Here is a 19,956-nt window from a genome sequence, read left to right as displayed (position 1 = left end):
ATTGCTGTACAGTACACCAAGCATTTTTTATTGGGAATATATGTAAACAATATTCAACTCTATCTAACAAAAAGCGATTCATTCAAACAATAAGTTACAGCTTTAACGCGCTAAACTAATGAATATGTGACATTTTTATCGGACGATTATACTAATTTCTAACTAAAAAGGGTGAGGTTTGCTAAAAAAAATGGTTTTGTGACACCTAAAGAACTACAAAAAAAATAATTTTTAAATATTAAGATTATTGACAAGGTAATTACCTAATACATAGAAGGGAGATTTAAATTATCAAAGAATTAGAGAATCATTCATAAAAAGTGGATTGGGGTGGATGGATTGAGAAAGACTTCGATGTTTCTGACATTTTTACTGATACTGACAGTTGCTTTACCTGCTTTTGCAAGCACATCTACTAAAACAAGTACTATTAATCTTACTGTTGTATTAAAAAATCAAAGTGTATCAAAAAGTTTCAAAGATTTAGTAGTAAAAAGCGGAGGGAAGATAGAGAGGGAAATCCCACAGCTGGGGGCTATCGAGATAAGAGGAAGTGCCGATTTAATCACGGTTTTACAGAAAAATACTGAAGTAAGTTCAGTTAGCCCTTCCATTAAAATGAGTCTTCCAACTGAGAAAAAAGTGGCGTTTACAGCTCCTTCTACAACACAGGTTGACCAGCAAAAGAGATTAGGAGGTTTGATTAAAAAATATCAAACTGTATTACCTTATCAGGCAAAATCACTCATGGTGAGCCCGACGATATCAAAGCCACCGGGTGATCATGGAGGAGAACCTGAAGTTGATCCTGATTTATATAATTTTTATCAATGGGATATTAAGAAGGTAACCAATTATGGTGCCAGTTTTAAAAATAATAGCGGCACCCATAATGTTGTCGTAGGAATTATTGACACAGGGGTGGATTATTTACATCCTGATTTACAAACAAACTATATGGGCGGAAGAAATTATGTTCCGGCTGGTGCAAATGGGGATTCTACAGAAACTGGAGATCCAACAGATGTAATGGACCGAAATGGGCACGGAAGCCATGTAGCAGGGAGCATTGCAGGTAAAGGACGTATTTTAGGTGTAGCACCGGGTATTGGGTACAGGTCTTATCGTGTATTTGGAGCCGAGGGAGGTGCAGAAACATCCACGGTTGCACAGGCAATTATTGGTGCGACAAATGATGGTGTGGATGTTATCTCCATGAGTTTGGGAGGATATGCAGTCATAGGCGCAACCATTTGGACAGATCCGGCCACTGGCAAGCATTATAATCTGGGCAGTGATGTGGCTGATTTCCTTCTGTATAAGCGTGCGGTGAAATATGCAACTGACCATGGAGTAACAGTTGTTGCTGCTGCAGGAAACGATGGTATTAATATTACGAATAAAAAGACTGTTACAGAATTCCTAAATGAAGAGTATGGACAGGATGGCTATACTTTTATCGGAGCTGGATTTGAACAGCCTGGCCTTGATCCAGGGGTTATTACCGTTTCTGCAACAGGTCCAATGGACACAAGAGCTTCTTATTCCAATTACGGGCCGGGTTCCATCGATATCACTGCCCCAGGAGGCGATGGGCAGCGATATGATAAAGGGTTATGGTATTTAGATCTTTGTTTGGGTGCTTATAAAGATAATGGCTATATTTTTATGGCTGGGACTTCGATGGCAACACCTAAGGTTTCAGCTGTTGCCGCATTGCTGATTAGCAAATACGGTAAAATGGCTCCGCAAAAAGTAGCCCGCCTCATACGTGAAAGTGCTGAGGATATCGGAGACCAGGGCAAGGACCAGTATTTCGGTAACGGCATGGTTCAGGCTCCCTCTGAAAAAGAACAACTACCAGCTGAAGTGGATTGGCATAAGCAATTTGGCGGAGCCTTAATGGAAAGAGGTTCAAAGGTTCATCAGACTGCTGATGGCGGTTATATTATGGTAGGCGCGAGCGAAACATTCTCCACCAAAGGAATATTTTATAACGAGGAAAAGCATTGGTGGGACCAAGACGTGGATATGCTGGTAGTCAAGGTTGGGAAGGATGGAAGAACAGAATGGTACCGTCCACTTGGAAGTGAATCACTGGATGAATGGGGTAATGATGTTGTACAAACAAAGGATGGCGGTTATCTCGTTGTAGGTTATTCAGGAAAGTATGATAGTAAGGCAACGGATGTTTATCTTGTGAAGTTATCATCCACCGGGGAAACTCAGTGGGAGAATACAATTGGCCAAAAGGATCTCTACGAAGGTGGTATCAAATTGCTGCCAACTGCCGATGGGGGCTACGTAATGGCTGGATCCGGTTACGACCAAAAGGGTGTGGCAAATGACGTTCTCCTAATGAAAATCGACAGCAATGGTAAAGAGCAATGGACACAAAAGTATGGCGGAGCAGCATCCGATACAGGATATAATGTTGTCGCAACAAGAGATGGAGGTTATATCGTTGCGGGGCAATCTTATTCTGTTCAAATGGGAAGAGGATCCGATTTTTATTTGATTAAAACAGATAGCAAAGGAACGAAGCAATGGGAAAAGACGTTTGGCAAAGGGGACTTTAGAGATGACTTCCTTTATGATGTCGTCGAAAATGCTGATGGAGATTATATCCTTGTTGGCGATTCTTCAAGGTTTGAGTGGGTGGGCGGATTCTTCCCGGAAATATTCAGCCAAAGTTATTTTGCAAAGGTAAGTAAAAAAGGCGATTTGATTTGGGAGAATTATTATGGAGATGACAGCAGCAGCCAGTCCGCACAAGGATTAGTGAAAACCTCTGATGGAAATTATATAGCTGCCGGATACAAAAATTCTTCTGAGAATTCATATGATGTTGCCCTATGGAAATTTGATGATAAAGGAAATCAAATTTGGGCTAAACAGTATGGCGGAAATTCAGTAGATATTGGTTCCTCCATTGAAGCGACGAAAGATGGCGGCTATGCCGTCTTGGGCTATACTGGTTCCTACACATCCGGTGATATAGATGATAGGGATATGTATCTGTTGAAGTTGAATAGTGCAGTTAATAAATAATATGAAAAAATCGAACGTCTTCTTCATTATGGACGTTCGATTTTTTTATGCGCTCATTTTCACTTTAAGTAAGTACAGGTACATTTCTCTTCTAAAAATTCAGGAGGAACCCTGTCGGAACACAGAGAAAGGAACAGGTCACTTTCTGAATAAGAAGGACACTTTCGATTGATTATAGAATTGTTAGATTATATTTTTATAAAAAAACTAGATTCGATTATCTTTCAAGGAAGATTCCCAAGGGGGTGGAAACATGAATAGCGAGAATACAAATGAACTGGCTCGTTCCCAGTTGAAGGTTCTTAGTGAAATAAATTCTATTTGCTTGTCACTGGATGCCCGATTCTGGTTAAGGGGAGGCTGGGCGATCGATTTTCGGCTTGGAAGGATTACCAGAAATCACTCTGATCTTGATTTGGTTACCTGGGTGCAGAACCGAGAGATGCTTGAAAGGGAACTGGTGAAGGCTGGTTTCCATCTCATACCGGTAAGTGAATTTCAGACCGATTTCCTAAAGAATGGCGTAGATATCAGCTTTGTATTCCTTAAACAGTCCCCGGATGGACGGATTTATGCCTATGGAATACCTGATGAATGGGAATGGAGGCAGGATGCATTGCCAACAGATTTTCATACTCTTCAGGGGGTAACTGCATTTGTGTTAAGCCTGCAGCAATTATTGGAGGAAAAACAAGTATACGAGCAAGGAACTGGAAGAAAACCCAGGCCTAAAGACATTGAAAGCATGAAGATTCTTCGAAATATGATTGAAAAGTCAAAAAACTAGTTGTAAGTATAAAAGATAGCGGTTGAGACCAATAGGAGGGGGAAAAATGAAAGATAAAGTCTTAGAGGCCTATGCCAAACTAGCCAAGGATTATGAACTAAATGTCGATACGGAAAGTGGCAGCAATGCCTATTACGAGCGCCCTGCGATGATGCAGCTGCTGCCGGACAACATGGAAGGTCTTGCTGTATTGGATGCCGGCTGTGCGGCGGGCTGGTATACAGAGCAATTTGTGCAGCGCGGTGCAAAGGTTACAGCAATTGATATAAGTCCGGAAATGGTCGATGCAGCCAAAAGAAGAGTTGGTAATGGAGCAAACATAATGGTCCATGATTTGAGCAAATCTCTACAGTTACAAGATCATTCATTTGACCTCATCATTAGTTCACTGACTCTCCACTATATCGACAATTGGGACATGACTTTCCATGAGCTGAACCGCGTCTTAAAGCCGGGCGGACAGTTTGTTTTTTCTGTCCATCACCCGTTTATGGACTTTACAATGTTTGACAGGCCTGATTATTTTGCCCATGAATTATTGGTGGATGAATGGAACAAGAAGGAGTCGGGACTTGTTGAGGTCACCTTTTTCCGAATGCCGCTTCAGGAAATCATGAATGTCACGGCTAAATATTTTATATTGGAAAAACTTGTGGAGCCCCAGGCTGTTCCCGAGTTTATAGAAAAGCTGCCCGAGTCGGCAAACTGGTACAACCAGCTTTTGAAAAACCCACATTTCCTGATAGTAAAGTCCCGTAAAGGTTTGGAATGAAAAAGATAGTTTAAAAGTAAGGATTTTTCGCCATCTTTCTTTTAGGCACTGTTATAACTGAATGTTGATTTCACTGCGTATGAAAAATAAACGGTAAAATTCCGGCTAAATTGGAAAATACCCATATTTCCTTAAAAATAAGGGTAGTTTTTCCGTTTATATTATCCTAATCTCTGGATTTTGTCTTATTTAGAGCAGTTAATCGGAATATTTCCGCTTATATCCGCTTCTTAAGCTTCCCCTCTAAACATTAGCAGGAAATTCTCCGCCTATGAATCCCGTACCTACACAAAAATCGATACGGAGAAGGCTGAAATGGTTTGCAAACTTCTTAATGAGCAACCCGAAGAATTAGCAATTAAAAGCAAAATAGCAAGGTATAAACCTTTGCTATATCTAATGTTTTATTAATCTCTCTAGCCTTACAAATTGCTCTAGATTTTATAGTGCAAAAAGGATTACATTTTGGTTTGCATTTTCCTGTGCAAATTGACGTTTTGCGATAGGAAACGGAACCCGTTAACAATAAGTACCTCTATTATTTTAGTTAAAAAACAACATTAAAGTTTACCATAGCTTTCTTTTAAAAAACGGAGTGCTGCCGGGGCAGTTGGAGAACAAAAATATCCTGCTTTAGACAAAGCTTAAAAGGAGGATGTAAGATGGGATTAATAAAATCATTGTTTAACCGTTATCCAAAAGCATCACGGATTGTGGCATTAATTTTGCTTGTTTATCTTTTCGTTCAATCTATTGAAGCAGGTTATAAAACTGGCATTTCCATATTTGGTTAAATGGTAGACTAGTTTTAGGTGAAAATAAACTCGAAAAAGGACTCATTTCAGCCCTTTTTTGCTTTTAACAGGACCTTGCGAAAAGGAAAAAACAACGCCCTTATCGAATCATAAATAATAATAATTTTTATTTATGGGGGATACAGATGGCAATTAATAATTTTTCAGATCACACTTTACTAACGCATGATCAGCATGACGACAAGCATCAAGGAGCGGTAACCCATCCTATCTATCAAAATAGCTTGTTTACTTTTGATACCGTGGAAGATTATGAAAAAGCCAGGGAAACATTAGTGGATTCTTATCTGTATACAAGGGGAAATAATCCTACGGTCAAAATTCTCGAAGAACGAATTGCGGCATTAGAAAAAGGGGAGCAAGCGCGTTGCTTTGCGTCTGGAATGGCTGCCATAAGCTCTGCGATTCTTTCGACAGTTCAATCTGGAGACCATATTATTTGCGTCGATCAAGCCTATGGACCGACGCGGGAGTTCTTAAGTGAATATTTAACAAAATTTAATATTCATACCTCGTTCGTTGATGGCAGCAGTATCGAAGAAATAAAAGATGCTGCACAGCATAACACGAAGCTTATTTATTTAGAAAGCCCGACAAGTCTTCTTTTTGAACTTCAGGATCTTACTGCATGTGTTTCATTTGCAAAAGAGATCGGTGCGAAAACGATCATTGATAATTCATGGGCAACACCAATTTTTCAAAAGCCTTTATTGATGGGAGTAGACCTAGTTGTCCATTCCTTAACGAAATATATGAGCGGCCATAGTGATGTGGTCGCAGGAGTTATCGTAGGGAGTAAAGAACTGATTTATAGCATTAATAAAAATGAACATTTATTGCTGGGGGGCATACTGTCACCACAAAATGCTTCACTTATTTTAAGAGGGATGCGTACCCTTGCGATCCGGATGGAGCAGCATCAAAAGAGTGCCTTTGAAATCGCCAATTTCCTGGAAGAGCAGCCCTTTATTACGAAAGTGAATTTTCCTGGTCTTCCTAGTAACCCATTCCATTCCTTAGCAAAAAAACAAATGAGTGGATTTGGAAGCTTGCTTTCGTTTGAAACGGCACTGCCTTATGAAGTCGTTAGAGAAATGGTTAATAGTCTGAGATTATTTCGGATTGGGGTAAGCTGGGGTGGTTATGAAAGCCTGGCCACTCTTCACCGTAAAAATGACTCAAACACTCCAGTAGTCAGACTTTATATTGGTTTAGAGAATCCTGAGGAAATAAAAGCGGATCTAACAGCGGCATTTCAAGTGCTTGTTCAGGAACAAAGTTTAGGTTGATTTAAAAAGAAGCTGATTTTGAAAGATTGTCATTCTTTTAAATCAGCCTTCTTTTTTCGTTTTTGTTCTTGGTGACTTCCTTTTTGTAAAATCTTTAAGATTTTTATTGTTTAATTCTTTCATTATTAATAGTTCCTTATCCGAATTTCATGTTTGTTTTTCAAGAAGTCGGATAACATGGATAGAAAAAGAGATGGATGGAAAGGATTAAAGGATTTATATGTATTTTTTATCATCTATTTTACAGACACTAATGATTAGTGTTATTGAATTGCTGTATCTTTTTGGTGTTGTGATCGCAGTGGGTCTGGTCCTTGGAGTGTTTGAACGGTATTCAAATACATACTTGATTCGGGCGTTTGGACCTCGAGGGGTTCTTGTGACTGCATGGATTGGTGTGCCCATTCATGAATTCGGGCATCTAATACAGTGTTTTATTTGGGGACATAGCGTAACAAGGGTTAAATTTTTGCAGCTGAATAGGCCAGATGGTGTGCTTGGATATGTTGAGCACCGATACAATTTGAATAGTTATTATCAGCAGGCTGGGAATTTTTTTATCGGATTAGGACCATTGTTTAGCGGAATCGGTGCGTTAATTTTTGGAATGTATTTAAGTGTTCCGGATTCCTATATAATCTTTACAGCTTATATTCATCAGCATGTTACTCCCGAAAAAATAGACCTAAATGTTTTGAAAACAGTAGGAGGAGCTTTATTAGCCGTCTTTAAAAGTCTCTTTACATTTAAAAATTTGATACATCCATTGTTTTGGATTTATGTTTGGGTGGCCATTAGTATTTCCTCTCATATAGCCCTAAGTAAAGCAGACATCAATGGCGCAGCGAAAGGGCTTTTGACGATTTTTTTCGTACTCATTATGTTTAATTTGGCTGCTGGATTCCTTCGTATTGACAGCTTTCAAGTCATTGAAAAAATCACCGAATATAATGTCTATCTGCTAGCTTTTTCTAGTATTGCCCTGATCTTTTCATCGATCACACTGGTATTGAGCTATTCGCTTTATGTATTGAAAAAGCGAAATTAGTAAAGGGACTTTTATTTTTGGAGCGATTGGCTTTAAAATGAAATGAGAGGTGAAAAAATGAATATAATCAATATTTTAATAGTCAGTCCGATGTTCAAAGAACTTCAACCATTAATAGAAAAAGGACATATCCAAAAGAATTTTCGTTTTTTACCTGAAGAAGGGATGACGTCGGAAGATTTAGATTGGGCCGACGCGCTGGTTTGTTTTAATTTAAAATCCAATGTTGACTACAGTCAGGTGAAGTGGGTTCACTCGCTGGGTGCGGGAGTAGACCGTTTCTTATACGGAAAGTCCTGGAATGAAAATGTTTTATTAACAAGAACAGTTTGTTCATTTGGCCAAAGAATTGCCGAGTATTGCTTAAGCTATATTTTAAAAGATTTGCAGTTTCACGACCAATTCCATGTTGCCCAGCACCAGAAAAATTGGCACCCGGTTACTCCTAAGCTTTTGAGAAATCAAAAAGTAATGATTTACGGTACAGGGGAAATTGGCCAGCAATCGGCTAAAATGTTCTCTGCACTAGGTGTGGAAGTATACGGCGTTTCATTAAGCGGAAAAAACAAAGACTATTTTAAAGAGGTAATGACGGTGGAATCCCATTTTCCGCGATTAAGTGAAATGGATTACATCATTAACACTCTGCCGTTGACGGAACAAACCGCTAATATATTTACAGAGAAAATTTTTGATAGGCTTTCAAATGCTGGATTCATCAATGTTGGAAGAGGCGCAACAGTCGATGAAGGTGCTTTGCTCGATGCATTGAATCAAAAGCATGTCCGATTTGCCGTCCTGGATGTATTTTCACAAGAACCTCTACCAAAGGAGAATTCGTTATGGGAGCATCCAAACGTACATATTACTCCACATATATCTGCGGTGACTACACCTGATGAGGGTGTTGCGTGTTTCATTGAAACGCTTAAAAATATTGATGAAAGTAAGCAACTAGGGAATAAGGTGGACGTTGAAAAAGGGTACTAATGATATGTAGGTCCCTATTATTTTTTAAAAACATGCTGGCCTATCACAAGGGTAGTTGCTCTTGAAGCAAGCCAATGACTGGTAGCGATGGCAGGATTGTAGAAAAATAATGATTCATGGGCCATATTTCGCTTTTCTGTTAAAGCCGCTTTTACGGCTGCGGTGGATTCCGAATCAGCTGGTTTATTTATTTCGCCATTGCTGACAGGCTGGAATTGGCCACGCTGATAAATGACTTCTTTAATGGTTTTCGGAAAGTGAGAACTTTTCAATCTATTTAGCACAACACAGGCCACTGCTATCTTTCCTTCAAAAGGCTCGATTTGTGCTTCAGCTCTAACTAATCGAGCTAGCAGATCAATTTCATAATCGGAGTAGCTTGCTTTCTCTGGTGTGCTTACAGGCTTTTTGGTTGTCTCAGCGTTAACTGGCTCATCGACCTTAACATCTTGAATTTGTGGATTAACTTCTTCTTTCATTTGTGCATCAGCTATAACTAATCTATCCAGCTGGTCTATCGTATTATCTGAGTAGATTACTTGCTCTGGTAGGGTTATTGTCTTTTGGGGTAACTCAGTAATAATAGTCTGACCGATATTAATTTGATCAAGATTTTGAATTTGCGGATTCATTGCTGCTAATTCCTGTAAGGTGAGGTTAGATTCCGAGGCGATTTGGGACATAGTATCCCCATTTTTAACTGTATACGCAAAGGCAGGAGAGGCAAATAAGAAAGACGAAAATAATGTAATAGTAGCGATTATTTTTTTCATAACTCGATTCCTCCTAAAGGTGATAGTCCAGTGGATTTCTTAGTTAATCTATTACTATGAACAAATAAAATAGAATAGTATTACAGTTTGGTTACATAGATAAGAGACAAATTGATAGAAAAAATTTACATTTATGTTTAGATTAGGATAGCGACCTCTAGTAAATAAGAAGTGTTAGTAATCCATAAATTTATTATGTAAACTGATAATATTGTTTTGCGTAAAATTCCTTGAGGGCGCAAAGGGAAGACCCATGGATTTTTTAACACGTTATGATAGGATAAAACGTATAATCAAGGAAAAAACGAGGCGGGGGATAACAAATGTACAGCTTTAAAAACGATTACAGCGAAGGTGCACATCCTAGAATATTAAATGCTTTAGTGGAATCTAATTTTGTGCAAGAGGATGGGTATGGTGAAGATCAATTTACTCAAAAAGCGATTGAACTATTAAAGGAAAAAATCGGAACGGACGTTGATATCCACCTATTATCAGGAGGCACACAAACGAATCTTACAGCCCTATCAGCTTTCCTAAGACCACATGAAGCAGCAATTGCAGCGGGTACCGGTCATATTCTTACGCATGAAACGGGTGCAATTGAAGCCACAGGGCATAAGGTAATATCGGTTGAAGCTGAAAATGGGAAATTAAAACCTGAATACTTACAAGCTGTGATTGAAGAACATACGGATGAGCATATGGTAAAGCCGAAATTGGTCTACATATCAAATTCAACAGAAATAGGCTCCATTTATAAAAAGAGTGAACTGACCGCATTACGAGATTTCTGTAACGAGCACAATCTTATTTTATTTATGGATGGTGCGAGACTAGGGTCAGCACTGTGTTCAGAAGAAAATGACCTGAAGTTAAGCGATCTTCCTGAACTTGTTGATGCATTCTATATCGGAGGCACGAAGAATGGAGCATTGATAGGTGAAGCCTTAGTTATTTGCCGTGATTCTTTAAAAGAGGATTTTCGATTCCATTTGAAGCAAAAAGGGGCACTTCTTGCAAAAGGAAGGCTCTTAGGCATCCAATTTCTTGAGCTTTTCCGGGACAATCTGTTTTTTGATTTGGCTTTAAATGCAAATAAGATGGCAAAAATGCTAAGGGATGAACTAGGTAAAGCAAACTTTACGTTTTTGACCCATTCACCATCGAACCAAATCTTCCCGATTCTGCCAAACAAACTCATTGCCGAGCTTCAAGGTAAGTATTCTTTTCATATTTGGCAAAAGGTCGATCCAGAAAACTCTGCGATTCGTCTCGTAACATCCTGGGCTACAAAAGAGGAACACGTAACAGCTTTCATTGAAGACATGAAAAAGCTCGTTTTATAAGCAAGTTAGGATTCTATTGGACAAAACGAGGCAACCGAGTGATCAAAATGTCTAATAAGAGGGTCCTATTGGACAAAACCTGGCACCCGAGTGATCAAAATGTCTAATAAGAGGGTCCTATTGGACAAAACCTGGCACACGAGTGATCAAAACGTCTAATAAGAGGGCTTTATTAGACAAAACGAGGCAACCGAGCGATCAAAATGTCTAATAAGAGGGTTCTATTGGACACAACGAGGCAACCGAGTGATCAAAATGTCTAATAAGATGGTCCTATTAGACAAAACATGGCAGCCGAGCGATCAAAATGTCTAATAAGAGGGCTTTATTAGACAAAACGAGGCAGCCGAGCGATCAAAATGTCTAATAAGAGGGCTTTATTAGACACAACGAGGTAGCCGAGTAATCAAAATGTCTAATAAGAGGGTTCTATTGGACAAAACATGGCAGCCGATTGATTTAAATGTTTACAAAAAGGTAGGAATAAATGCTTGACCTCGATACTTCCCTGTGGAACGAATCGCTGGTCAGGCACTTTTTTTATTGCGTAGTACCAGAGAACTTTCACCATCTTGACATGCAGACAAATGGTTGCATATAATAAATTTATGGATAATGTTTTTAAAGCTCTTGCAGATTCAAGCCGCAGACAGCTTCTTGACGAACTTTTTAAGAAAAATGGGCAGACATTAAGTGAGCTATGTGAACATCTAGAAATGACTCGCCAATCGGTAACAAAGCACCTTGTTATTTTGGAGGAGGCGAATTTAATCGTCGTTGAATGGCACGGTCGAAATAAGCTGCATTTTTTGAATGCTGCTCCGATCGGAGAGATATACGATCGCTGGATTGGAAAATTTGAACGGCATCGGATTGACGCATTGAGCGAACTTAAAAGAAAGCTTGAGGAGGAAAACAATTGACTGACAAAAAATTTGTTTATGTTACCTACATCGCAACGACACCTGAAAAGCTGTGGGAAGCGTTGACAAGCAGTGATTTCACCGAAAAGTACTTTTTTGGAACCAAAATAGAATCCGATTGGAAGGAAGGCTCAATCGTCAATTATTTGCGAAATGGCGAGGTCACAGACTACGGAACAATCCTAAAGTGTGAGCCGCATCGTTTACTTTCTTTTACATGGAATTCTGTAGGGGATAAAACGGTTCGTGAGCAGCCATCACAGGTCACTTTTGAGTTGAAACCAATGGGACAAACGGTCAAATTAACGCTTAAGCATGAAAATCTTGTGCCCGCTACTGACATTGTGGATGCGGATGATACCTTTGAAGGACTTAATAACGGTTCGGCCAGATTATCAGCAATTTAAAAAGCTTGCTTGAAACGGGTAATATCCTGCCTCCTATTACCATTTAAAATTGATAGGTATAGAAAACAGCCCTTCTTGAATAAGAAGGGCTGTTTTCATAATTGTTACAGCATTAACTCTTGTTTCAATTCCTCAATTTGCTCTAAATGTCGCAGTTCATGTAAACCGATAAACTCGACCCATTGCTTAACGTGAAGTAAACCAAAAACCGGATGCGGAAATGAGCGTTTCAGCATTTTCTCTTGATCAGCAGTTGCAACGAATTTTTCTAACGCAGCTCGCGACTCAAGCAGTTTCGCCTTCATTGCCGCAAGCGTTGTAAACTCACCAGAAGGTTCAACAAATGACGGGGCAACCACTTTAGTTGTTCGGTTTGGTGTTAGGTGGATGGGCTTATTCTCTACCTGAGACTCCTCATCGTTTGCCATCACCATCATCATTTTATGGACGATAGTCTTTTCCATCAAATAAAGGTGCTCTAAAACCTGCATAATATTCCATTTGCCAATTGGTCTTTCATTTAATTGTGCATCTGTTAAACCTGAAACACTTTGTAAAATCTCCTTACGCACCTCTTTATTATGATTCATCATTTTATACTCCGTTCTCACTGTCTCATTATTGCATAAAATAATAACCTCAAGCAGTTAATTTTGTTTTCTAATTTCCCATTGTTACTATAGTAATATATCCTCATCAAGAAAGGGAATAAGAAAAATGACAACTATGCATTTACCTGTATCTGTATTGAATCTAGCCCCAATACGCGAAGGACAAACAGCAAAACAAGCTATTGATTCAATGGTGGAACTTGCACAAGCAACAGAAAAAATGGGTTATCAACGATATTGGATTGCTGAGCATCATAATACTCCAACACTTGTCAGTTCAGCAACGTCTATTTTAATCAAACATACATTAGAACATACCAGTACTATACGAGTTGGGTCAGGCGGGATTATGCTGCCTAATCATTCGCCTTTAGTGGTGGCTGAACAATTTGGAACGATGGCAACGATGTATCCAAATCGTGTGGAATTAGGTCTTCGCAGCGCCCCTGGTACGGATATGAAGACGGCAAGTGCACTAAGAAGATCTAAAGCGGATCCTGTTTATACATTTCCTGATGATGTAAAGGCTTTGCTTACCTATTTGGCAGAGATTCAGCAAGGATTTGTGAAGGCCCATCCTGGTGTGGGCACAAATATTCCCATTTATATCCTGGGTTCGTCAACGGATTCTGCCTATTTAGCGGCAAGTTTGGGTCTGCCGTATGTATTTGCTTCCCACTTTGCACCAAGATACATGGAAGAAGCGATTTCCATTTATCGTGAACGCTTCCAGCCGTCTGAGTACCTGGACCAACCATATATGATGGTCTGCTTAAATGTGATTGCAGCGGAAACCGACGAAGAGGCTAAATTGTTATCTACAACCATGCAGCAATTCTTCCTGAATGTTGTACGTGGTTCACAAAATCCGTTACAGCCGCCTGTTGAAAATATGGATGAGCTTTGGAGCCCTATGGAAAAAGAAATGGCCGCATCGATGTCCAGTGTGACGTTATTGGGAAGCAAAGAAACGATTCGTCAACAGTTGGCTGGTTTTCAAGAAAAGTATAACGTAGATGAAATTATGGCTGTGTCCTATATTTATGATCCTGAAAAACAAAATAGATCATATGAAATATTTAAAGATGTGGTAGAAGGAAAATAGCCTAAAGAAACAGTTAATCCAGAAGGTAATGATTACCGATTCTAATGAGGTCCGAAATGAAGTACCGTGGATTTAAAAAATATCTACCATTGCAATTCTAGTTTATCTCTGTTAAAGTGAAGAAGAATTATTTTTGTTTGTCGGTAGGATTATGAAGTGCTAAACTTTTTGTCTTGAAGATTTGAGCAAGGATAGTAATACAATGTGCGCAATGCACACCAGGAGGAAACACAAATGGAACAAGGTAAAGTAAAATGGTTTAATGCAGAAAAAGGTTTTGGATTCATCGAACGCGAAGCAGGAGACGATGTATTCGTACACTTCTCAGCTATCCAAGGCGAAGGTTTCAAATCTTTAGACGAAGGTCAAGAAGTTACTTTTGAAGTAGAACAAGGTCAACGTGGACCCCAAGCTACTAACGTTCGTAAAGCATAATAAGAACCAATATATAAAAAGACTCTCTTGCAGAGTCTTTTTTTTATGGTTGGTTCTACCATGTAATAATAAAAACTAAAATGTTTCTCTGGTTACACGCTTAACCCTTTTTCCTTGTTTCTTTTCGTATAACAGGCGCAACTTCTGTTGCTAGCCTTTCAATGTTTTCAGCAACTTTTTTAAAAGGCATACAACCTATGTCCATTTGGGCAATAAACCGATGGTGTCCAAACAGCTCGTATTGGCGAAGGATTTTTTCGATGATTTGCTCCGAGCTTCCAACGAAAAGGGCTGTGTCTTTTCCAGCCATCTGCTCAAAATCTTCTCTTGATAAGACCATGTTTTTCCCATGACTAAGTTGGAGATGGTACCAATAATTTGAATGATAGGGATAAAATTCTTCCAGTGCCTGCTGATTGGTTTTTGAAATATATGCGTGCCCGGTTACACCCACCTTTAGGTTTTCCGGAGCATCGCCGCTCAGTGCCGCAGATTGCATGTAAATGTCAACGAGCGGTTCATATTGACCTGGATCACCGCCAAGTATTGCCAATGCCAATCCAGTCCCCAATCTGCCTGCGCGTTCTGCGCTCTCCAAAGTCCCACCAACACCTACCCATATAGGAATCACTGGCTGAAGTGGCCGAGGCGCAATTTCTGCCTTATTTAAGGATGTACGAGACCGGCCCTTCCAAGTAATCAATTCATTTTTGTTTAGCTTTAATAATAGCTCTAAGTGTTCTTCAAACAATTCATCATATTTTTTAAAATCATATCCGAATAGAGGGAATGAGTCTAAAAATGCCCCACGCCCGGCAATGATTTCAGCACGTCCATTTGATATAAGGTCAAGTGTGGCAAATTCCTCAAATAAACGGACAGGATCTACGGTACTTAATACCGTTGTCGCACTTGTAAGTCTAATTCGTTTGGTAACTTGTGAAATAGCCGCCAGGAGCACTGATGGTGTTGACACTGCATAATCTAAACGGTGGTGCTCTCCAACGCCAAATACATCCAGTCCAGCTTCATCCGCGAGTTTTGCCGCTTCAATGATTTCACCAATACGCTGTTTCGCGCTGATCGCTTTGCCTGTTTCTGGATTAGGATATAAATCCGCTAATGAATAGATTCCAATTTCCATGCATTGTTGATTAGCAGCCTCCACGTTTTTCTCCTCCTATGTTGTAAATTCTTCTTGATTAATACTATTCATTTATTTGAAAAAGGAATCACCCATCTCCTTATTCAAACAAAGATCGAATATAAAGTTCGTTTTTTATTCCAAAGGTTTAAATGAAGATGAAATAAGGAAAGCTTTTAGTTCTGATGTTATTACAGTATCTTGGATTGCGAAAAATGGAAAACATGTCACAAAAAGGTTTATTATTAGTGATTTAATTAAATTTATTAATAAGGATTAGTTCTTCAACGAAAAGGTGCTAGAGTTCAAGAAATCCGGCTACAAAATATCCGGGTTTTTTCTTTTTGTGCTAAAGAAGCAGGATAGTTCGAAGTATTGGATGCAAAAATAGATGGTTTACTTAATGAAATACCAGGTGTACCACAAATGTTAGCCATAAAAGGTGTGGGAAGGGATACAATTGCCGGCTTCTTTGCGGAAGTTGGTGATCTTAGTGAATATACTCATCCCCGGCAAATTATTAAGCTGGCCGGCTTAAGCTTAAAAGAAAATACATCCGGTAAGCACAAAGGAAAAACAACCATCACAAAAAGAGTACGGAAGAAACTGAGGGCTCTGTTATTCAGGGTTTGTATGATTCTTGTCGCCAAAAATTCTGCATTTAAGGCATTACATGCTTACTATACTCAACGTCCAGATAATCCATTAAAGAAGATGCATTCTCTTATCGCTTTATGTAATAAACTGATCCGTATCTTCTTTAGTATAGGTAAAAAGCAATTTGAGTTTAGTGAAGAAAAGATGTTAAAAGACATCCCTCATTTGTCAGTATTGAAGAAGGCAGAATTCGCCGCTTAATTTTGTTTTTTGTTTAGATAAATAATAGTTATTGTTTTATGGTTTTGAGGACATTTGAAGCATGGATTAGTCGGCAAAGCAACTAAATTACGGGCTAAGACCCTGTGGGGCAGCATCGCCGACATCCACCTCATGGTAAGGTTGGACGAAGGAATTTGAGAGCGAAGACTCTGTGAGACATGGGAGTGTTGACCTCCATGAGAAATGTGGGCATCTACCAGTGCGATCATATTTTTACTCACCCACCAATTTTTGTAATTGGAAGGCTAGTGGGTGACGGCTCTTTTTCCTTTTGAAGTTCAATTTTATCCTTTCAAGTGATAATTCCCCAACTATTAAACATTTTACCGGAAGGTAAACTATTATGAAAATCTAAGAAAACAGGAGAAAACGGGAGATTTTCCTTTCTTCATTGAGGGAGGTGAGTGGAACAAGAAGATGGGTTTTTATGGTAGAATAAACCAAAAGGGAGGGGAAGAACGTGCATAAAAAGAAGTATTTTATTCTTATGCCACCTATGCTAATAATCGGGATATTTTTATTGTATTTTCTTCCAGTAAATCAGAGACCATATGTGTTTTTAGTTCCTTTTGTTTTTTGGGTAATTTATTACACTTGGATATATATTGAAAGAAAACAAAAGGGAAAAACCTAATTGGCTTTTATTGAACTAACCGTTTCTTGAGTTTATGAGGGAAGGTTGCGGGGATTCCTTTTTCTTGTTGAACTAAAGGGCAGGTTAGCGTAAGAAGGTATTGTTAAAAGCAATGGAGAATAAATACCTTAAAACCTTTATTAAAAATGAATTGAGATTGTGATTTAAACAATCGATGATTTACTTCAAGAAGGAGTAAAGCATTTTTAATGTACTAGAGGAGCAAGTTTGTGAAATAAGTTATGATTATAAGGGGGAAATTAATACGATTGGATTAATTTGTATTATCCTTGCTGTGTCACATTTTATTTTAAGGCTAATGATTGTTGGACCTGAAAGAGAAGAACTCACAGAAGATGGTAAGGGTGTTGATCTATGGGGGAAGGTTATACTTTCAGCTCTCGGAATTATTACTTTCATTTTTATTAATATTGAGAACGAAGCAATGAAGTGGTTTTGGATACTTTTTGTAATAGCAGCATTTGGCTTCCAGTCATTTGTAGATTGGAAGTATCTAAAGGAGTCAAAACGATATATTGTTTCCCTTATTGTATTAATCTTTGGTGTTACTTTAGTTTATTTTCTTGTCTAATATACAACCCGATTTTCAGAAACGGTCGGTCCTAAATGGTATGTGAAGAGTTGTATTCAACTAACGGGTGCTTTACTTCAAAAACGAGTACAGCCTTTTTTTGTTGTTCCACTAAAGGTGCAGTTGAAGAAGGAAAGGATATTTTTTGTATCGAATCTTTATATATACACCTTAAATGAGAGGCTGAGAGAATGACTGGTTACCCAAGGACTGGATTAAGAATTAGATGCGAACAAGGCGTTCATCCAGAGGTTAGAAGGGCTTGCTTAGAGTTTGCGAAGTGGTTAAGAAATGAATTTGAATTTCCCATTCGAGTTGTTGTCTACCTAAAAAAAGATTATCAAATTAAAAGTGAATTTGATAAAGAATTAGTATCTGCTACATTCTTGGGTCCATTTGATAAAAGACAAGAACCTTATATAAGAGTTGCTACTGGTGACTATTTAGAACTACTGGAAAAGAATGGGCAAGATGATGCACTTGCAGCTATTCTTGGTTCTATTGCCCACGAGTTGGGGCATTATTATCAATGGATTGATGACCTTGAACTTGATGAAGAAGAGGCAGAAGAAGGGGCAGAAAATGAGAAGGATTACATCCTTGATTTGTATAGACAGACAAGAGACCATCCATAAACTTTAAAGTATTCCTTATTCAATTACCATGAAAATTAAATGGAAAAATGACAACACTTAAGAAGACCCTGCTCAATCGTTAAAAAAAAGAGGAGAGCGCTATTTAATATGTCTATGGATTTGGGTGGACTGGATTAAGGACAATATCAGTATTGACACTTCCTTACCATTTTCATTCTCTGTGGTGAAGCGCCGATTTTTGTGCTTCAGGGATGGCTAACGGGTGCGTTAATCCAGGAGGATTAACAGCATTTTTTGTTGAATCCTTAGAACCAAGGAGAAGTGGTGGGGTAATAAAAGATAAAGTCTTTGCTATGAAAGATATTATATATTTTTTTTAGGTAATAGTTGAACATTATTTTCTGTTATTTGGGGAGGCTTTTTTTTGCCAATAGAAGTGCCAATAAAAAGAGTAAAAATCGGTAATAAAGAATTTAAAATACTACATTTATCTCAAACTGACCTTGGCATTGAAACGTGGGTATATCCTGATACCCAGATTAATGTGTATGGAAATGACGCAGCAATTAAAGCATTGGCAGATATTTACGACAGTGTTTGTGTCTATGATGTAATTGTATATTTGGATAGGAATGGTCCTGATAGTGCTGATTTAGTAATTTTTCACGGACAAAGCCAGCCGTTAAATTTTAGGGTTGTACACCAACTTAAAAAAGAATTGAAAAAGAAATTGATAGATAAAACCATTACTATAAATGTCCGGCCTGAATCGGAAGATGACAAAATGAATGAAGAATGGAAATTCAATAACACCTTGTCAATTCGAGTAGAAAATCATTTAGTATTAATAAATGGTTCCAAACGTGGTTTAAGGTTATCGGCTTTAGAGTGCCTTTATTTAACTCAAAATGATTTAGGACATCAACATTTTGATTGGTGGTCATCAAAAAATAGTGTGGAACTTATAATTAGAAATACGGATAGAGATGCCTAAATATAATTAAAACGCTGTTACTCAAAGTAACGGGGGCATTGATCGAGGAGGATTAACGCCTTTACTGTTGAATCTCTATTTAACAAACGGGTGAGGTTATTGAAAGAAAGAATAGAGGGATTCATATGAAGCTTGTAAGAAGTATAAAAGAAGCCCTTACGCATATGTTTGATGAAGAATATCAGTTCTTAATGAATAATCTTAATGAGGTTAAGAAATTAGACTTAGAGGAATATGTATTTCTAGAAGAAATAAAGGATTTTGAGATTGTTTCCTCCTTTAAAGAACTCAAATATTTAAATATTTCCGGTACAGGTATTAGTGATATTTCTCCATTTAAAGAATTAAAGAAACTGGAGATCTTGTACGCTGACCTCTGTATGATTACAGATATATCAACCTTATCTCAACTAAAAAGCCTAAAAGAACTGGATTTGTCGGCACCTATGAATTATATAAAATCTCTGGAACCCTTAGTGCACTTAAATAATCTTGAAAAGTTATATGTTCCTGACCATTCAATAAAAACAATAGAGCCGATATATAATTTAAATCAATTGAAATTATTGAGTATTGCGAGAACAGAAGTTCCAAACAAAGAGATAGATGATTTTAAAAAGAAACATCCTAATAGTGAGGTATGGATATAGGAATTTTCTAATTCCTTATTCAAGTAACGGGTGCTTTTGTTGAATCCCTTATTAAATAAACGGGGCAGAATAATTGAATAAGTGATAAAAACATTAATGGAAATGAAGGTAC

At 38.3% G+C, this 19,956-nt stretch carries 19 protein-coding genes and 1 pseudogene; 17 read left to right on the top strand and 3 right to left on the bottom strand.

Annotation, left to right across the window (positions count from 1 at the left end; all coding sequences use genetic code 11):
- Positions 1 to 339: 339 nt before the first annotated feature.
- The 7 genes from RCG23_RS25670 (at position 340) to RCG23_RS25640 (ending at position 8,752) form a co-directional block, all read left to right on the top strand.
- On the top strand, positions 340 to 3,051 hold the full coding sequence (locus RCG23_RS25670) for a S8 family peptidase (RefSeq protein ID WP_308178013.1): 2,712 nt from the start codon (positions 340 to 342) through the stop codon (positions 3,049 to 3,051).
- Between the two features lie 253 nt (positions 3,052 to 3,304).
- Complete coding sequence (locus tag RCG23_RS25665) at positions 3,305 to 3,838, top strand: nucleotidyltransferase domain-containing protein (RefSeq protein ID WP_308178012.1); 534 nt, start codon at positions 3,305 to 3,307, stop codon at positions 3,836 to 3,838.
- Between the two features lie 46 nt (positions 3,839 to 3,884).
- Positions 3,885 to 4,610: a class I SAM-dependent methyltransferase gene (locus RCG23_RS25660; RefSeq protein ID WP_308178011.1), complete on the top strand. Its 726-nt coding sequence runs from the start codon at positions 3,885 to 3,887 to the stop codon at positions 4,608 to 4,610.
- Between the two features lie 662 nt (positions 4,611 to 5,272).
- Positions 5,273 to 5,404, top strand: a complete 132-nt coding sequence (locus tag RCG23_RS25655) for a hypothetical protein (RefSeq protein WP_308178010.1) — start codon at positions 5,273 to 5,275, stop codon at positions 5,402 to 5,404.
- 146 nt (positions 5,405 to 5,550) lie between these two features.
- Positions 5,551 to 6,714, top strand: coding sequence for a trans-sulfuration enzyme family protein (locus RCG23_RS25650; RefSeq protein ID WP_308178009.1), 1,164 nt, complete (start codon positions 5,551 to 5,553; stop codon positions 6,712 to 6,714).
- Between the two features lie 220 nt (positions 6,715 to 6,934).
- Positions 6,935 to 7,762 (top strand): hypothetical protein, encoded by an 828-nt coding sequence (locus RCG23_RS25645; RefSeq protein ID WP_308178008.1) that lies wholly within the window; start codon positions 6,935 to 6,937, stop codon positions 7,760 to 7,762.
- Between the two features lie 57 nt (positions 7,763 to 7,819).
- Complete coding sequence (locus RCG23_RS25640) at positions 7,820 to 8,752, top strand: D-2-hydroxyacid dehydrogenase (protein ID WP_308178007.1); 933 nt, start codon at positions 7,820 to 7,822, stop codon at positions 8,750 to 8,752.
- 17 nt (positions 8,753 to 8,769) lie between these two features.
- On the opposite strand, the gene RCG23_RS25635 is transcribed toward RCG23_RS25640, so the two are convergent.
- Positions 8,770 to 9,525 (bottom strand): cell wall hydrolase, encoded by a 756-nt coding sequence (locus tag RCG23_RS25635; protein WP_308178006.1) that lies wholly within the window; start codon positions 9,523 to 9,525, stop codon positions 8,770 to 8,772.
- A gap of 323 nt (positions 9,526 to 9,848) precedes the next feature.
- Between RCG23_RS25635 and RCG23_RS25630 the strand changes: the two genes are divergently transcribed.
- The 3 genes from RCG23_RS25630 to RCG23_RS25620 all read left to right on the top strand — a co-directional run bounded on the left by RCG23_RS25630 (position 9,849) and on the right by RCG23_RS25620 (position 12,204).
- The gene (locus RCG23_RS25630) at positions 9,849 to 10,874 is read left to right on the top strand and encodes a threonine aldolase family protein (protein WP_308178005.1); all 1,026 of its coding nucleotides are present in this window, start codon (positions 9,849 to 9,851) and stop codon (positions 10,872 to 10,874) included.
- Between the two features lie 608 nt (positions 10,875 to 11,482).
- Positions 11,483 to 11,797: an ArsR/SmtB family transcription factor gene (locus RCG23_RS25625; protein ID WP_308178004.1), complete on the top strand. Its 315-nt coding sequence runs from the start codon at positions 11,483 to 11,485 to the stop codon at positions 11,795 to 11,797.
- Entirely contained in the window at positions 11,794 to 12,204 is a 411-nt protein-coding gene (locus RCG23_RS25620; protein ID WP_308178003.1) for an SRPBCC family protein, read from the top strand. Before RCG23_RS25625 ends, RCG23_RS25620 begins: the two co-directional genes overlap by 4 nt.
- A gap of 104 nt (positions 12,205 to 12,308) precedes the next feature.
- Here RCG23_RS25620 and RCG23_RS25615 read toward each other — a convergent pair whose 3' ends face one another.
- Entirely contained in the window at positions 12,309 to 12,797 is a 489-nt protein-coding gene (locus RCG23_RS25615; protein WP_308178002.1) for a DinB family protein, read from the bottom strand.
- A gap of 124 nt (positions 12,798 to 12,921) precedes the next feature.
- Between RCG23_RS25615 and RCG23_RS25610 the strand changes: the two genes are divergently transcribed.
- Together RCG23_RS25610 and RCG23_RS25605 are read left to right on the top strand one after the other, a co-directional pair.
- A complete protein-coding gene (locus RCG23_RS25610; protein ID WP_308178001.1) occupies positions 12,922 to 13,920 on the top strand; it encodes an LLM class flavin-dependent oxidoreductase in 999 nt (332 codons plus the stop codon).
- Positions 13,921 to 14,154: 234 nt separating this feature from the next.
- A complete protein-coding gene (locus tag RCG23_RS25605) occupies positions 14,155 to 14,355 on the top strand; it encodes a cold-shock protein (RefSeq protein ID WP_308178000.1) in 201 nt (66 codons plus the stop codon).
- A gap of 100 nt (positions 14,356 to 14,455) precedes the next feature.
- On the opposite strand, the gene RCG23_RS25600 is transcribed toward RCG23_RS25605, so the two are convergent.
- Positions 14,456 to 15,499, bottom strand: coding sequence for an LLM class flavin-dependent oxidoreductase (locus RCG23_RS25600; protein WP_374049877.1), 1,044 nt, complete (start codon positions 15,497 to 15,499; stop codon positions 14,456 to 14,458).
- A gap of 366 nt (positions 15,500 to 15,865) precedes the next feature.
- Between RCG23_RS25600 and RCG23_RS25595 the strand changes: the two are divergent.
- From RCG23_RS25595 to RCG23_RS25575, 5 genes and pseudogenes are all read left to right on the top strand, one after another.
- A pseudogene (locus RCG23_RS25595) lies at positions 15,866 to 16,357 on the top strand (transposase); the annotation flags it as partial.
- A 974-nt stretch (positions 16,358 to 17,331) separates the two neighbouring features.
- A complete protein-coding gene (locus RCG23_RS25590) occupies positions 17,332 to 17,604 on the top strand; it encodes a DUF4181 domain-containing protein (protein ID WP_308177998.1) in 273 nt (90 codons plus the stop codon).
- Between the two features lie 191 nt (positions 17,605 to 17,795).
- Positions 17,796 to 18,239 (top strand): hypothetical protein, encoded by a 444-nt coding sequence (locus RCG23_RS25585; protein ID WP_308177997.1) that lies wholly within the window; start codon positions 17,796 to 17,798, stop codon positions 18,237 to 18,239.
- A gap of 385 nt (positions 18,240 to 18,624) precedes the next feature.
- On the top strand, positions 18,625 to 19,194 hold the full coding sequence (locus tag RCG23_RS25580; protein ID WP_308177996.1) for a hypothetical protein: 570 nt from the start codon (positions 18,625 to 18,627) through the stop codon (positions 19,192 to 19,194).
- Positions 19,195 to 19,319: 125 nt separating this feature from the next.
- Entirely contained in the window at positions 19,320 to 19,844 is a 525-nt protein-coding gene (locus tag RCG23_RS25575) for a leucine-rich repeat domain-containing protein (protein ID WP_308177995.1), read from the top strand.
- Positions 19,845 to 19,956 lie beyond the last annotated feature (112 nt).

It is taken from the genome of Neobacillus sp. PS3-34, from assembly GCF_030915465.1.
GTDB lineage: Bacteria > Bacillota > Bacilli > Bacillales > Cytobacillaceae > Neobacillus_A.
This window is presented reverse-complemented; position numbering and strand designations above follow the sequence as displayed.